The 16,585-nt window shown below is 25.8% G+C and carries 14 protein-coding genes and 1 pseudogene; 12 read left to right on the forward strand and 3 right to left on the reverse strand.

From position 1 onward, the window contains the following. Positions 1 to 7 precede the first annotated feature (7 nt). The 3 genes from FVE74_RS06250 to FVE74_RS06260 all read right to left on the reverse strand — a co-directional run bounded on the left by FVE74_RS06250 (position 8) and on the right by FVE74_RS06260 (position 2,631). On the reverse strand, positions 8 to 343 hold the full coding sequence (locus FVE74_RS06250; RefSeq protein ID WP_147003724.1) for a zinc ribbon domain-containing protein YjdM: 336 nt from the start codon (positions 341 to 343) through the stop codon (positions 8 to 10). Between the two features lie 106 nt (positions 344 to 449). Continuing rightward, a complete protein-coding gene (locus tag FVE74_RS06255; RefSeq protein WP_147003725.1) occupies positions 450 to 2,084 on the reverse strand; it encodes a ComEC/Rec2 family competence protein in 1,635 nt (544 codons plus the stop codon). Position 2,085: 1 nt separating this feature from the next. Continuing rightward, the gene (locus FVE74_RS06260; RefSeq protein ID WP_147003726.1) at positions 2,086 to 2,631 is read right to left on the reverse strand and encodes a type II secretion system protein; all 546 of its coding nucleotides are present in this window, start codon (positions 2,629 to 2,631) and stop codon (positions 2,086 to 2,088) included. Between the two features lie 344 nt (positions 2,632 to 2,975). Here FVE74_RS06260 and FVE74_RS06265 point away from each other — a divergent pair, with 344 nt between their 5' ends. From FVE74_RS06265 to FVE74_RS12290, 12 genes and pseudogenes are all read left to right on the forward strand, one after another. Beyond that, the gene (locus tag FVE74_RS06265) at positions 2,976 to 3,638 is read left to right on the forward strand and encodes a sakacin A production response regulator (protein ID WP_147003727.1); all 663 of its coding nucleotides are present in this window, start codon (positions 2,976 to 2,978) and stop codon (positions 3,636 to 3,638) included. A 102-nt stretch (positions 3,639 to 3,740) separates the two neighbouring features. Next, positions 3,741 to 4,376: a DnaJ domain-containing protein gene (locus FVE74_RS11925; protein WP_232053886.1), complete on the forward strand. Its 636-nt coding sequence runs from the start codon at positions 3,741 to 3,743 to the stop codon at positions 4,374 to 4,376. Between the two features lie 8 nt (positions 4,377 to 4,384). Beyond that, the gene (locus FVE74_RS11930) at positions 4,385 to 5,128 is read left to right on the forward strand and encodes a hypothetical protein (RefSeq protein WP_232053887.1); all 744 of its coding nucleotides are present in this window, start codon (positions 4,385 to 4,387) and stop codon (positions 5,126 to 5,128) included. Positions 5,129 to 5,147: 19 nt separating this feature from the next. Beyond that, positions 5,148 to 5,945: a J domain-containing protein gene (locus FVE74_RS06275; RefSeq protein WP_172617443.1), complete on the forward strand. Its 798-nt coding sequence runs from the start codon at positions 5,148 to 5,150 to the stop codon at positions 5,943 to 5,945. Between the two features lie 215 nt (positions 5,946 to 6,160). Then, positions 6,161 to 6,457, forward strand: a complete 297-nt coding sequence (locus FVE74_RS06280; protein ID WP_147003729.1) for a hypothetical protein — start codon at positions 6,161 to 6,163, stop codon at positions 6,455 to 6,457. A gap of 171 nt (positions 6,458 to 6,628) precedes the next feature. Beyond that, entirely contained in the window at positions 6,629 to 8,443 is a 1,815-nt protein-coding gene (locus FVE74_RS06285) for an Hsp70 family protein (protein ID WP_147003730.1), read from the forward strand. An 87-nt stretch (positions 8,444 to 8,530) separates the two neighbouring features. Further along, positions 8,531 to 9,604 (forward strand): DKNYY domain-containing protein, encoded by a 1,074-nt coding sequence (locus FVE74_RS06290; protein WP_172617444.1) that lies wholly within the window; start codon positions 8,531 to 8,533, stop codon positions 9,602 to 9,604. Between the two features lie 32 nt (positions 9,605 to 9,636). After that, positions 9,637 to 9,858: a hypothetical protein gene (locus FVE74_RS11785; RefSeq protein ID WP_197735177.1), complete on the forward strand. Its 222-nt coding sequence runs from the start codon at positions 9,637 to 9,639 to the stop codon at positions 9,856 to 9,858. A gap of 39 nt (positions 9,859 to 9,897) precedes the next feature. Continuing rightward, positions 9,898 to 10,080 carry a hypothetical protein gene (locus FVE74_RS06295; protein ID WP_232053888.1) on the forward strand — a complete coding sequence of 61 codons (183 nt, stop codon included), beginning with the start codon at positions 9,898 to 9,900 and terminating at the stop codon, positions 10,078 to 10,080. Positions 10,081 to 10,205: 125 nt separating this feature from the next. Next, complete coding sequence (locus FVE74_RS06300; protein WP_147003732.1) at positions 10,206 to 11,183, forward strand: YwqG family protein; 978 nt, start codon at positions 10,206 to 10,208, stop codon at positions 11,181 to 11,183. 93 nt (positions 11,184 to 11,276) lie between these two features. Further along, positions 11,277 to 12,470 (forward strand): DKNYY domain-containing protein, encoded by a 1,194-nt coding sequence (locus tag FVE74_RS12230; RefSeq protein WP_332094853.1) that lies wholly within the window; start codon positions 11,277 to 11,279, stop codon positions 12,468 to 12,470. Continuing rightward, positions 12,434 to 16,390, forward strand: a pseudogene (locus FVE74_RS12290) (DKNYY domain-containing protein). The gene FVE74_RS12230 and the pseudogene FVE74_RS12290 overlap by 37 nt, the downstream one beginning before the upstream one ends. The last annotated feature ends 195 nt before the right edge of the window (positions 16,391 to 16,585 follow it).

Genomic DNA, 16,585 nt, shown 5'->3' on the forward strand with positions numbered 1-16,585 from the left:
CTATTTTTTATATTTTTTTCACAAATTCTGATTTTAGTTTCATTGCACCAAAACCATCTATTTTACAATCAATATTATGAATCCCATCATCAATTAATCTAATATTTTTAACTTTTGTCCCTCTTTTTAAATCTGATGAAGCACCTTTTACTTTTAAATCCTTTATAATCGTAACATTATCTCCATTTTGCAAGATATTTCCGTTTGCATCTTTTACTACAGCTTCATCACTGCTTTCTTCTTCAGTTTCTGCCCATTCATAAAAACATTCTGGGCAAACTAGCATATTTCCATCCTCATAAACATATTCAGATCCACATTTTGGACATTTCGATAAACTCATATTTTATCATCCTTTCAAATTTTCATAGTTATTTATTATTATATCACGAAATGAAGAGTTAGAAAACATATTTATTATTTTTGATTTTGAACTTATAATCTATATATTAATTTTCATTTATATTAATTTTTGCAGTAAATAAAGGCATTGCAAAAAATGTTATGAAAAATAGTACTCCATAATACAAAAAAACTGTCCACAAAGGAGCTTTTCCATTTATATTAAGCTGTAAAAGCGGTATTTTGCTTCCAGCATAAATAAATCCTTCAAATGCTTTGAAAATAATTTCAGTTACAAAAACTACTATTCCATTGAATAATGATAATTTAAAAATATTTAAAAGTACAACAAAAAATAGGCATTGTATAACAACTGTTCCAATTGGAATTCCTACAATGTTCAGTAAAAATGAGAATAATGGCAATTTTTCAAAATAATATAAAAATAGTGGAATACTTGTGATTTGGATTGTCAGGCTTAAAAATATCAAATCGACGGTATTTCTTAAAACTTCATTTTTTATTTTATCCAAAATTTTTTCCTGATAAAATTTCTTAAATTCAGGATTTACAAAGATTATCGCTACAACTGCGGCATAGGAAAGCTGCATCGAAATATCAAAAAGTGAATAGGGATTTAACACAATTATGACAATAAATGACACCAGCAGAGATTTTTTACTTTCCTCCTGTTCAAAAAGGATTCTTGCTAAAATCATCATCGCTCCCATAATATAAGCACGTAAAATTCCTGGTGAAAATCCGATTAATGCGCAATAAAAAGTAAGTGCCACAAGTGCCATTAAATACTTAAACCTGTATCCAAGCGACAATCCATCCAAAATTTTCACAATCCCAATCACAACCAGACTTATGTGAGTCCCAGAAATTACAATTAAATGAGCCAATCCCGTGTATTTAAACTTGTCTTTCATATCTTTAGAAACTTCTGCTTTTTCCCCTAAAACTGCAGCACGTGAAAAAGCATACAAATTTTCATCAGTTATAAACAATTCATCAAAAATATTCAAGATATATTTCCGAACTCCATTCAGCCGTGATTCCTTATATCCCAAAATTTTCCCATCGATTTTAATATTTCCATTTTTACTTATAACCTTCCTAATTTTGTACCGCATAAGATAAAATCCATATTCCAGGCCCTTTTTATTTTCAATGCTCGCCTGATTTTTCAAATATTTATTATTAACTTTTAGAACACTTCCACGATTCCCATCAATTTTAACATAAAGCACCTTTTCCCCAGCAAGCTCTCCTTTAAAAGTAACAAAATTTAGATAAAACAAAAACAAAACAATCCCTGCCAAAATCAATATTCCAAATTGCCAAGCTCTTTTCACTTCTTCAATTCCAATTTCTATACAAAAAAACTTTTTTAAATTCTGCACTCTTCGCAAAAGTTCAGATTTTATATATTTTTTCCTCGCCGTTTTTTCCCGCTGCTTCTTCATTTCTAAAATATATTTATCAAATTCACTATTTTCAAATTTATTTGAATGTTCATTATTTTTTCTATTTTTTTTATTTTTTAAATTTTCATTTGCTTTATTATTTCTATTAATCTTTATATTTTCAACATTCCTAAAATTTTCATTTCCTTTTGAATCTTCATTTTTATTTGATTTTTTCACTATTCTACGAAAACTTACATTTTTAAAATCTCTTTTTTTATTACTTTCCTCTACTATTCCATTATCCCCAATATTTCCCCATTTTTTCATCTTAAATTTCCTCCTCCCACAAATTAGCCTTTAAATAGTCATCCGAAAGATTAATCGGCTTTTTAGCCCGATAAATACTTATAATCGGATATTTTGCCGCATTTATTGTATTTGTGGAAATTCTATAATAAATCTTTTCCCCCTTTTTATCCAGCAAATAAACAGAAAATCCCCTTTCAAAATTTCCCTCATTTGTAGTTCTTCTCCTAAAATCAGCATTTTTATTGGAATTATTTGTCATATAAGATAAGTTTTTGGAAATCTCCATTTTATCAACAATATCCTTTTGCCCATTTTTTTCATCTAAAAAATAAGCCATCTTTTCAGATATCTTAAAATCCAGCACATATTCCTTCCTATTATGCTGTGCATACTGCTGAATTTTCCTAATAAACTGGCTAATATTCCTCTTCTGAATTGAAAACTCCTGATTTTGCCTCTGCTTCTGCAAATTCACAGAAATAACCATAAACAAAATCGCCATAATCGAAATGTACAACAAAACCTCAATAAGCGTAAACCCATTGCTATCCCCTTTTTTTCTCACTTTTCTTCCCCCTAAATTGATTAACCTATTTTTAATTATATTATACAATATTTTTCCAAAAAATCAAATTATTTTTAAAATTTTATTAATTTAATATATAATTAAAAATTTGAAATCAAAAATAATCTAAAACTTAACTTAAAACTTTTTAGAAATTTTGAAAAATATGCTATAATTTTACAGAAAACTTATTTTAAAATTGAACTTAAACTGCATTTATATTATTTCTTGTTAAAATAGTTTTTTGATTGGAATTTAGATTAAATAATAAAATTGCTTAATATTAAAATTTTGAAAAAATTTGTTAAAACAAAAATATTTTATAAAGAAAAGGGATGATCAATATGACAAAAAAATTTAACTACAAACCATTAATTGAATATACAAATTATGAAGGGAAAAAATATGTAAAACCTGAAAAAGCTGGAGATTTAAAGGAAGATATGGAGCTTTTTAGAAAAAATGGACAAAATGCTAGAAAAGTTTTTACGGAAATTGCAAAAGCTTTGGAAGAAAAGACAGATGGATTTCATTTGCAGAAAGTTAGTAGCTGGATGAATCAGGCTCAGATTGCAAGACCTTATCTTTGGGTGTTTTTGCGACAAGACGGGGATAGTGATACTGAATCAGGGATTGCTTTGAGAGTTTTTAAAAATGAAAAAACTAGAAAAGTTGGGATTTCGCTTGAAGTGAGTTTTGTTGAGAGAAAAATTGGGGAAAATACACTTGAAAATCAGAATAAAGTTTTGGAAGTTACGATTAATGAACCGCTTTATTATTTTGTGCAATTTGCGAAAAGTAAGGAAAACTGTGCTTTGGATAGATTTGAAGGAAATGAAAGTAATAGAAAAAGATTTCTTAAAGAGTGGAAAAATGGGGGAATTAGAAAAGTTTTGGTTAAGTTTGATGTGGAAGAGATTGAAAGATTTGAGAGTTTGGATGAGCTTGTTGAGGAATTTTTGGAAGGAATTAGATTACTTATGCCGTTTTATGTTGCTACTCACTAACTAGTAAAATTGTTTAAATTTAAAGGGATTTAGCACTATTAAATAAAAAACTTAGGTTAACAAACATATCTATTATTTGAGAAAAAATTAGGAGTGATGATTTTGAATTTTGATGAAGCATTTAAAATACTGGAAATAAAACCGACAGATGATAAAAAGAAAATAAAAATTGCATATTCTGAAATGTTGAAAAAATATCATCCTGAGGAATTTCCTGAGATGTTTATGAAGATTAATGAAGCGTATAGGGTTGCTTTGGAGTTTGAAAAAGCTGATTTTGATGAAGTGAAATCAAAGAATAAGATGACTGAAAAAAATAATGAAAATGAAGAATTTTTTGAAAGAGTGAAAAAGAATTTTGAAGAAAATAAAGAAAAATCTTTTATTGAAAATTTTGAAGATATTTTTTCTGATGAAAAAAATGAAAGTGAATTTGAGAATATTTTTTCTAATAAAAATAATTATGTGAATAAAAAAACTTTTGAAGAATCTGAAGAGTTTTCAAATATTTTTGATGAAAAGAAAAATTTAAAAAAATTAATATCTGAATGGATAGAGGGATTGAAGAGTCTTATTTCATCTGAAAAGCGACCGCTTACAGAATATAGGAAAATTTTACGGGAATTTCATTTTAATTTTGATAACTTGGAAAAAAAGCAGATTAGAGAAATTTTTCAAAAAAGCGAATTGTATAATTATGCTTGGAGAAATTTGACTAGAATTGAAATAAACTTTTAATTTATAATTTGAATAGTTCTGATGAGATTGTTGATATTTTAGGAGAAACTTGGGCAGATTCTGGGAAAAATGAAAACACGAGCTCAAATAAAATTACAAAAAAAATTTCAAGTGAAAATTTTTTGGAAAATGAAGAAGGATATGAGCAGTTTATTCAGGATTATTTTAATATTAATGTTTTTAAATTATTTAAAAAAAATGTTGCATTGTATTCCTATCGGGATATTGAGCAAGTTGGTAATACTTTTAAATTTGTATTTTATAAAATAAAAAATGAATATATTGAAATTAATAATTATATGAAAATTTTGGGAATGGGCTATAAAGATGGTCTTGAAGCAAAAATAACCATATTTATAATGTTTATGTTCTTATCAACTATTATAGCTTTATTTTTTCTAGATACTAATGTTGCATGGAATATAACAGTCTTTGGAGGAATTTTTTTTACAATCATAGACTGGCTTAACATTATTTATGAAAAAGATTTTGGCTGGAGTATGAGATGCGGATTTTCAAACTATTTATTTATACTAATGACTATAATTTTTTTGGGAAGATTAATAGTTATTGGAAATGCAGAATATGATTCATCATTCTCAAAATTTTTACTATATTTTTTATTAATATCTCAATATTTATTTATAAATATTATTTTATTTATAAAAATGGTAACGACAACTTATGTAAGATATGAAAAAATAAAAGAATTTTCAAAAAAAATTTTGAATGTCTTTGTTTTAAAAAGATAAAAAATAAGGAGTGATAATTTTGAATTTTGACGAAGCTTTTAAAATACTAGAAATAGAGCCGACAGATGATAAGAAGAAAATAAAAATTGCATATTCTAAAATGTTGAAAGAATATCATCCAGAAGAGTTTCCTGAGATATTTATGAAGATTCGGGAAGCGTATCAGACTGCTTTGGAGTTTGAAGAATATAATTTTGATGAAGTAAAATACAATAAAACGAATTTTAAAAATAGAAATTTCTTTGAAATTGAAAAAAATTTTGAAAATGATGATTATGAGGAGATTTTTTTTGAAAATGATATTCAAAATACAGATATTGAGGATGAAGAATTTTCTGATGTTTTTAGTGGAAAGTATGAATGGATGGAAGAAAATCTAAAGTCTTGGCTAAAAGAGATTCGCAGAATTTTAAACAGAGAAAAAGTTTCTTTTATTTACTTAAAAGTTTTTTTGAAAAGATTTGATAAGTTTTCAGATGATGAAAAGTCTAGAATTAGGGATATTTTAGGATTGGAAAATAATGATTTTGAAGATAATTTGATTTTAAAATCAGAGAATCTTTTTGAATTTGAAAAAGAATATATTATTTCCTGTTTGTCAAATAATAAAAATGAATTTGGGGAAATAAAGGAACTTTATAGCAGTAAAGAGAAAAGAGAGAATGACAAGGCTCTAGAAAATTTTGTGGAAAGATATTTTAATGTGAAAAAGTTGAATATTTTTGGATTTTTTATATTTTGGAATATTTATTGTGGAAATTATAAGTATTTTGATATAAAAATAAACAAAAAAATTCACAATTTATTTTTAATTTAGCAAATAATTTATTTTTTAAAAGAATAGTTTATAGTTATAAAAAAATAAAAAATATATTTTATCATTTGGAAATCACTTGTGAAGATGATATTGGAGAAGATGACGCTTTTATACACACTCTAATATTTCTTCTTAGTTGTATTGCGCTAATTTTTATTTGCATATTTAGTTTACCAGCAATAATAAATACAAAGGAAATAGATTATAGAAATGTCGTGAAAAGTTTTGAATTAGTGAGAATTTATTGGATTGTGCTTACAGTTACAAGAATTTATTTAGATTTTTCACTTGCAAAACATGGAAACAATTTAAACATGGCAAGTATGTTGAATATACAGATAATTTTGCTTGGAAGTTATTTGATTTCTATTTATTTTAATTATAAAATTAAAGATTTTCTATTGTTTGGAATATTAATATGGATGATTATAAAATTAATAATTGTAAATAGAATAAAATATTTAAGATTGAAAAATTATGCAAAAAAAATTTTAGATAGAATATACAATTAAAAAAATTACAGTTAATAAAAATAAAATTATTAAAAATTAAAGAATCAAGACTATTTATCAAAAAGTAATAAAATATAAAAAATAAAAATTGAAAAAGCTACATTAGTAAAATTTTCTAAACTTTTATAAATGACAAAAAAAGGAAAATATTATTAAAGGAGAAAAATAAAAATGGAAAGAATGATTGGAATTGATTTGGGGACAACAAATAGTTTAGCTACATATATTGACGATAATGGAGAAATACAATTTATAAAAAATGAATATGGAAATATTTTGATTCCGTCTGTTGTGGGAATTGATGAAAATGATGCAATAATTGTAGGAGAATTGGCGAAAGAAAGAAGAATGATGAATGCTGGGGAAACTGCAAGTAATTTTAAAAGAAGAATGGGAACAGATGCAAAAATTAAAGTTAAAAATAGAACTTTTGATGCACAAATGTTATCTTCATTTGTTTTGAAACATTTAAAGGAAAATGCAGAAAAACAGTTAAATGAAAAAATAAATAGGGCGATAATAAGTGTACCTGCATATTTTAACGATAAACAGCGAAGAGATACAAAAATGGCAGCAGAATTGGCAGGACTTACAGTAGAAAGACTTATAAATGAACCAACGGCTGCGGCATTGTCACTTGGAAGCAATATTTTAAATCAAAATTTAAAGTTTATTGTGCTTGACTTGGGTGGTGGGACATTTGATGTCACTTTGCTTGAAACATTTGAGGATATTATGGAAGTGCTGTCAATAAGTGGAGATACAATGCTTGGAGGAGAAGATTTCACCACTAAAATTTGTGAAATTTTTTTGAAAAATATCAAGTTATCAATAGCAGATTTGAGTCGTGATGAAAGAACAAAATTATACACAAAAGCAGATAGAGCAAAAAAATTAATAAGCTTGAAGAATGTAGAAATCGAGATGGAAATTAAAGGAAAAAAATATAAATCAGAAATTACACAAGAGAATTTTAGAGAGACTGTAAAACCATTGCTTGTAAAAATGAAAGTTGCGATTGATAAGGCTCTGCAAGATGGAAATACAGATGCTAGGGAAATTGAAAAGGTTATTTTAGTTGGAGGAGCAGTAAAATTAGGAATTATTGAAGAATTTGTGGAAAAATATTTTCATAAAATGCGTGGAGAAAAAATCTATTTTAATAACGATGATTTTATTGAAAATAATAAACTAGTATCAATAGCAGCAGATCCCGATACAGTTGTGGCTTATGGTGTTGGAATCGCAGTTGGAATGAAGGAAAGAAACAAAGTATTTAAAGAGAGAATCCTGACTGATGTGTGCCCATTTACTCTAGGAACAGAAATCGTAGGAAGACGATTCGCACCGATTATTCCTAGAAATACCACAGTTCCCACAAGTAGATCTGAATATTTTTACACAATAGAAGACTATCAAAGTCAAGTAACTGTCGGAATTTATCAAGGAGAAAGTTTGAACATAGATGATAACTTATTTTTGGGAGAATTTTTACTAGATGTGCCACAAAACTTAGCAGGAAAAGAAGCCATAAATGTAAGATTTACTTACGATATAAATGGTATTTTGGAAGTGGAAGCGACAGTTGTGAGTACAGGACTTAAAAAAAGTAAATTGATTGTAAATGGAGATTTATCTGAAGAAGAAAAAAACGAGAAAATAAAAATGCTGGAAGAAATAAAAATTCAGTCTGAAAATAAAAATAAGGATAAACTGCTGCTTGAGAGAGCAAATAGAATTTATGCTGAGATAGTGAATACAGAAATAAGAAATCATATTTCTGATTATTTAGAAAATTATCAAATGGTTGTAGCAACAGGCGATAGAATCCGTATTCAAAAGACGAAAGAAAGTTTCTCACAGTTTCTTGATAAAATTGATCCTGAAATTAATGACATGAATATAGAAGATATTTTGAAAGATTTTGAAGATGAAATGGAAGAGGAAGATATGAAAGAAGAAGATGAACTGGAATTTTGGAATTAGAAAAATAAATCTTAAAATATTGTGTTTATTGAGATTTGTGGACTTTTATAAATAATAAACGTAACTTTTTATAAGGAGAAAATGATTATGAAAATAAAAAAATTGTTGAAAATATTTGGGTTGTCAATTTTGGCAGGAAATATTATGAATGCAGAATATATAAAAAGAAATGGAGAAATTTATTATCGGGACTGGAGTGAAGAAAAGCCAAGAATATTAAAAAATATAGATAAAAAATCATTTGAAATATTGGAAAATGATTTTGCAAAAGATAAGAATAATATTTATTATCAAGGGGAAAAAATTGAAAAAATAGATCCTAAAAGTGCTAAAATATTTGGAAGTCATTTTGTGAAGGATGAAAAAATTGTTTTTGATGCTGATGAAAAAAAGGAATTAAAAGATGTGAATACAAAAACGCTTAAATCAGTTGGAGATTATTATTTTAAAGATAAAAACAATGCTTATTTTGATATGAAAAAAATTGATGAAAAAGTTGATTTGGAGACGTTTGCTTATTTGGACTATTTTTATGCTAAAGATAAGAATAATCTGTATTTTTATGGACAAAAAGTGAAAGGTGTAAGTCCAAACAATTTTAATTTTTTGACTTTGTTAAGCAGTGTTCCTGACAATATCATTAAAAGCGAAAATGATTTTTATCTTGTTTATGAAAATAATTCGAATGAAAAAATATATGCGAAAAAAATGGATTTCCCAATTGACAGGGATACTTTTGAAAGTTTTTCCATGAGAGTTTATAAAGATAAAAATAATTTTTATTATTATGATGAAACTGATGATATAAAAAAGGGAAAAACACTTATTAAATTTAAAAATGAGGCTGATATAAAAACACTTAAATTTTTGAAGGGAAAAAATGGCGAAAAAAGTGATGAATATATAAAAGATGAAAAGAATGTCTATTATGTGGATGAAGAAAATGCAGAGATAAAAAAGATAGAAAATGCTGATTACAAAACCTTTCAAGTTATTGAATACTTATATGCAAAGGATAAAAACAATGTTTATTATCAAGGAAAAAAGTTAAATAATGTTAATCCAAATTACTTTAAAATTGTAGACAATGAGATAAAATATAATAATGAATTTTATAAAATTGATGAAAATATGAATCTTATAAAAATGGAAAGAGAATAAAAAGTTGATAAAATAAAAAAGGAGCAAATATTATGAAAAGAAAAAGTTTACTAAAAATATTGGTTTTATTTATTTTAGCGGGAACTATCGCAAATGCTGAATATTTTAAGGAAAATGGAGAAGTTTATTATAAGATGCCATATTTTGAAATTAAGTCGAAAGTGAAAGGTGCTGATGCGAAGACTTTGGAGAATGTTGGAGAAGACAATATGGAAATAACTGGCTTTTTTGGAAAAGATAGCAAGAATACTTAAATAAGAAATCATATTTCTGATTATTTAGAAAATTATCAAATGGTTGTAGCAACAGGCGATAGAATTCGTATTCAAAAGGCGAAAGAAAGTTTCTCACAGTTTCTTGATAAAATTGATCCTGAAATTAATGATATGAGTATAGAAGATATTTTGAAAAATTTTGAAGATGAACTGGAAGAAGAAGATATAAAAGAAGAAGATGAACTGGAATTTTGGAATTAAAAAATGGTTCTTAATTATGAAGAAAAATAATTAAATATTTAAATTTTAATGATTTTGAAATTACAAAAAATGAGGTAAAATATATTAAGAAAAAATAAAAATATTTAAAAAGAGGGAGAATAAAAATGTCAAATTTGAATAAAGAGATTGTTAATGAGATTTTAGAAAGAATAAAAAAGGATTTTTTGAAAGAAATTAGGGAAAATAATGAGGAACTTAATATTAAGCCACTTTGTCATGCAAAACTTTTGGATAGAGAAGAAATTTCTTTGACAGAGAGTAAAGTGGGAGGATTTCCGTATATTCCGATTGGAGAAAGAGCACCGATGTTTTATGATAAGTTTTCAGATTGTGAAGATGATGAGGATGAGGATGAAGATGGAAATGAAACAATGGCTCTGTTTGCTCAAATTAATTGCGAGGATTTAAAAGGACTTGAAAATTTTCCTGAAAAGGGGCTTATTCAAATTTATATGCAAGGGGATACAGATTTTGAAGTTTGTGATGAAGATGACTTGAAAGTGATTTATTATGAAAATATTGGGGAACATTATAGCGAAGAAGAATTGAAGGAGATTTATAATCCAAAATTTGATTGTGGAGATTTTCCTTTTGGAGAAACGCTTGGAAGAGAAATTGGGTATGCATTGGAATTTTCTTCGATGTATAATATTTCAGAGATAAGTGAGGAAAAACAGGAAAAATATCTTGAGACAACTTTGGAAAAAATGAATTTAAAATTGTCAGAAAAAGAAAAGGAAGATATATTTTTAAAGGTAGAAGATGACATATTCTATAATTTTAAATGGAATGAGTATATTGACAAAAATATGGAAATAGTAGATGAAAAGGCGTGCGGAATTGATTCAAGAACGCATTGTGGCGGATATCCTGATTTTTTTCAAGGATACGACCCTAGAGAAAAGGAAGGAGAAAAAGAAAAATACGATACGGTTCTTTTTCAGTTAGGAAGTGATTTGTCTAAAGATGGAGATTGGAGAGCTTTAATTTTCGATGCTGGATTTGTGAACTTTTTTATTAATAGTGAAAAATTGAAAAATAAAGATTTTTCAGATATTTTTGTTGATGTTCAATGTGGTTAATATTTTTGAATGACAAGGGAAATAAGAGCATTTATCAAAAAGAATTTAGATGAACATAACATTAAAACGAAAAATTGAAAATAAGGAGCGAATATGAAAACAAAAAATCTATTAAAAATATTAATTTTATTTATCCTAGCAGGAAGCATTGCAAATGCGGAATATTTAAAGGAAAATGGTGAAATTTATTATAAAATGCCATATTATGAGATTAAGTCGAAAGTAAAAGATGTAGATATTAAAAGTTTTGAACCTTTAAAGGAAGATAGAGGGCTTATTGGCGATTATTATGCAAAAGATAATAAATATGTTTATTTTTATGGTAAGAAACTTAAAAATGTTTTGCCTGAAGGATTTGAAACAGTAAAAGAAAATTATGTGAAAGATAGTAAAAATGTATATAAAATTGAAGCTGATATTACAGATAGTATACCAATATCTTCGGATAATAAAATAAATACGAAAAAAATATCTTTAGATGGACTTGATGTTAAAACTTTTAGAGCTTTAGAAAATGGCAAAGATGTTACGAGCATAGATTATTTTGTTGATAAAAATAATATTTACTATGCCTATGAGAATTTGGAAAAAATACAAGGAGCAGATAAAAATTCTTTTGAGGTTTTGGGTAATTATATCGCAAAAGATAAAAATAATGTTTATTACAAAGGAAGAAAAATGGAAAATGTAGATTCTGCAAGTATTAAAACGTTCGGAAATTTTATAGGGAAAGATAAAAATAGAGTTTTTTACATTACAGGAAATGAGGATATTAAAGATGCTGATGCGTCAAGTTTTGAGATAATGGGAGATACTTATTATTTTAGAGATAAAAATAATATTTTTGTTATTAAATACAGTAATGATTTTCCTGATGGAGAAGGTTTTATAAAATTACCAAATATTGATAGGAACAGCTTTATTACTTTGAGCGAGGAAATTGGAAAAGATAAAAATGGAGTTTATTATATTGATGAAAAAATAAATGGGATTAATCCGAATAAAGTTAAAGTTATTGAGAAAATAGGACAGGACAATTATATTCTTCAAAGCGAAAATAATTACTATTTGACATTTAATAGCAATAGCGATTTGTATGACAGGAAAAACGATAAAATTGAAGCAAAAAAAATAAATAATTTGAACATTGATTTCAGTACATTTAAATATTTTGGAATTTTTAACTATTATAAAGATAAAAACAGTTTTACTATCATTCAGATAATGATTTTAAAAAAATCAAAAGCGGAATTGATGTTGGAAGTGCTGAAAAAGTACTTGAATTGAATGATTTTGTAAAAGATAAAAATAATCTTTATTATTTTTCTAATGGAAAAATTGAGAAAATAAATTTGAATATTGATGTAAATAGTTTAGTATTTTTGGATAATAACAATTCTTCTTACAGCAGTTATATAAAAGACAGAAATAACGTATATTTTGTAGATAATAAAAACGGGAAAGTGAGAATAGTAAAAAATGCTGATAAAAATACATTTCAAATTGTAAACGGAAATTATGGAGTAGATGGAAAAAATGTTTATTATAATGGAGAAAAGCTAGATTCTGTTGGTATTGAAGGGCTTAAAATTTTTGATGATAACTACTTGAAGGATAATAAAAATGTCTATGAAATTTATACAACAGATGATGAAAAAATAAAAATAAGAGCAATAAAAAATTTAAACATTGATGTGGCAAGTTTTGAGAATATTTTTAAAGAAGCATTTTATAAAGATAAAAATTCGGTTTATTATGTCGATATGACTGAAGATAAACAGGAATTAAAAAAACTGGAAGGAGCAGATGCTGATACATTTGAGCCAGGAATTTTTTCAAAAGATAAAAATAGTGTTTTTATTGGAAATCAAAAGTTGGAAGGTGTGAGTTCTAAAGGGTTTGAAATATTAGATAATGAGTTTAATTTTGTGAAAGATTATAAGAATGTTTACTATTTGGATAGAGAAAGTGATGGGATTACTTATAAAGTAAAAGTTTTAGATACAAAAGGAGTTGACATTCCGAGTTTTGAATTTCTTGGAGATTCTTATAACAAATATTACAGAGATAAAAACAATATTTATTTTTTGAATGATAAAGTTGATAAAATGGAATTTGAAAAATTAGTTGGTGCGAATCCGAAAACATTTGAAATTATTGACAATTATTTTGCAAGAGATGATAAAAATGTTTATTTCTTTAATAAAAAAGTGATTGGAGTAGATGCGAAAACTTTTGAAGAAGTTGGTTATGATATTATAAAAGATAAAAATGGTTTACATATTTTAATAGATTCTAATGAAACTGAAATAAAGGTAAAAAGTTTGAAAGCAGATGGAATTGACTTGAAGACATTAAAGAAATTAGATAACGGTTATTTTAAAGATAAAAATAATATTTACTATGGATTGAGTGGCAATCTTTATAAAATAAAAAATGCTGATTTACAAACATTTGAAGTTTTAAATTCGCCTTACAGCAGTTCTGTTTATTTTGCGAAAGATAAAAATAATGTTTATTATAATGGGAAAAAATTGGATGGAATTGTTCCTAATGATTTTGAACAGATACAAAGTTATTTTATAAAAGATAAAAATGGAATTTATAAATTTGAAGAAGGTGAAAATGAACAAGATCTAAAAATAACTCCAATTAATGCAAAAATAGATTTTAAAAATCTTAAAGAATTAGATTGGAAGTATTTTGGAGATGATAAAAATATTTATTATTTTGATGAAGATAGTTTTAAAAAAGTAGATAAAGCAGATATAAATTCATTTGAACGAATAGATTCTACTGGCTTTTTTAAAGATAAAAACAATGTTTATTATGAGGGAGAAAAAATAGAAGGAATAGATATGAATAGTATCGAAGTAATAAATGGAATGTGTATAAAAGATAAAAATAGTGTCTTTTATGAAGGGAAAAAATTAAGAAATATCAGTCCTAACAATTTTAATATTTTTGACGGTGGAATTTCATATGATAAAATTTTAGTTGACAAAAACGGAGCTTACAAATTGATGGAAAATGAAAATCAAAAAGATAAAATAAAAATAATTCCACTTGATAGCAAAAATATTGACTTAAAAATTCTTGAAAGAATTGAATCTCCAATGAATAGTTCTAATTATTTTAAAGATAAAAATGGAGTTTATTTCTTGAATGGAGAAAAATTTGTGAAAATAAATGGAGCGGATATAGATACTTTTGAAGTGACAATGAGTGGAAAATATGGGAAAGATAGGAATAATGTTTATTTTGAAGGGAAGAAAATGGAAGGGGAGAATCCGAAGAAGTTTGAGGAGGAGATGGAGATTAAATAATAGGAATTGCTTTGTTGGAATTGCTAAATTTTGGAATAAAAAAGGAGAGTTATTGTGAACATTAAAAGATATTTGTTAAAAATTCTGCTTTTGTTTATTTTGGTAGGGAGTGTTGCGAATGCAGGGTATTTTAAAGAGAAAAATAAAATTTATTTTATTGACACAATAGAAGATTCTGAGAAAAAAGAAGTTGTGAAAAATATTGATTTTAGGACTTTTAAAATTTTTGAAGAGAATGATAATTTTGCGAAAGACAAGGATAATGTTTACTATAAGAATAAAAAGCTGGAAAATGTAGATGTGAATTCTTTTCAGATTGAAAATCCTTTTATTGTAAAAGATAAAGATAATGTTTTTTATATTACAAATAATGAAATTATAAAAATTAAAGGATTTAGTCCAGAAAAAAGTAAAGTTATTGTTCAGTTTTACGTACCAACTATACTAATTAATAAAAATGGTATTTATACTTTTGATAAATATGAAAATGGAGAAATTACGATAAAATCAATAAAACCTGCAGAAATAGATATGGATACTTTGAATGTTGTTGATGGAGAGAATATGGCGATGCTTTTGTATTTAAAAGATAAAAATAATGTCTATTTTATTAATTATAAAGAAAGTGAACAAAAAATTTTAGATACTGATATCGAAAATGCAGAAGAAACTGAGAATGATAACTATAGTATTGATATTGAAATAAAAAAATTAGAAGGAGTTGACAGTAATAGTTTTGAAATAGATTCTATATATGGAAAAGATAAAAAGAATTTATATTTTTTTAACAAAAAAATAACAGGGGTAAATCCTAAAACTTTTAAAGTTATTGGATCAAATAAACTTATTATCAAAGATGATAAAGGGGTTTATTATCTTGGAAGAGAAGAAGTGAAAAAAATCCAAAATGCTGATTTAAATACTTTTGAAGAAGTATCGAAAGAGTATTATCGAGATAAAAATAATGTTTTTTACTATGATAATTATGATGGTGATGTAAAAAGAGTTAAAGGGGCAGATGCAAAAACTTTTGAAGCAATAGAAGGCTATGCATTGGGAAGAGATAAAAATGCTGTTTATGACAGAGGGAAGATGATAAAGGGCTTAGACCCTGTGACATTTGAAGATTTGAACGGAGATTTTTATAAAGATAAAAATGGAGTTTACTACGAAGGAATGCTAATGAAAGGGATTGATTCAAAATCTTTTGAGCCATTCGTAAATTATACATATGTAAAAGATAAAAATGGAATATATTCCTTTTATCAAAAAGAAAATGAAGTTGTTGTTGAAAAAGTTGAAATTTCTCCAGAAATTGATTTAAAAACTTTACAACCTATCGAAAATTATTCTGAATATTCAAAAGATAAAAATAACGTTTATTATCATTTCAAAAAAATAGAAGGTGCTGATATAAAAACTTTTGAACCTGAAGGGTATTCTATTGGAAAAGATAAAATGGGAGTATATTATGAAACTCGTAAAGTAAATGGAGTGGATGTAAATAGCTTTGAAGTTTTGAAAAATGATTTTTTTAAGGATAAAAATAATGTTTATTATAAAAATAAAAAGTTAGAAATATTCAAACCTAAAAACTTTGAAGTAATAGACTATTCTTTAGTAAAGCAAAATGAAGATTTGTACTATTTTACTGAAGATGGAAATAATAACACAAAATTTGTTCCATTAGAAAGTAAAAATGTCGATATTGATACTTTTCAAATTCTTGATGATGATTATACAAAAGATAAGAATAATGTCTATTACAAAGGTAAAATTTTTAAGGAAGCAGATGTAAAAACTCTTGATAAACATTATAATAAAAATGATAACGGGTACAAAATAAGGGATAAGAAAAAAGTGTATAAAACAAAAAAATGATATTTTTTTGCAATTGACTTTTTTTGAAAATATGATATAATTAAATTGTTAAAAACCCTAAGGGAAAAAACTTTGTATTAAAGTAAAAAAATATTGGCAAATTAAACTGGAGTTTTCCAGTTTTTTTTGTTATAATAATTTTAATGAGTTCCAATAACTCATACTTTAATACAAAGGAGGTTTAGAGCAGTGAAC

It is taken from the genome of Leptotrichia wadei (assembly GCF_007990445.1).
GTDB lineage: Bacteria > Fusobacteriota > Fusobacteriia > Fusobacteriales > Leptotrichiaceae > Leptotrichia > Leptotrichia wadei_A.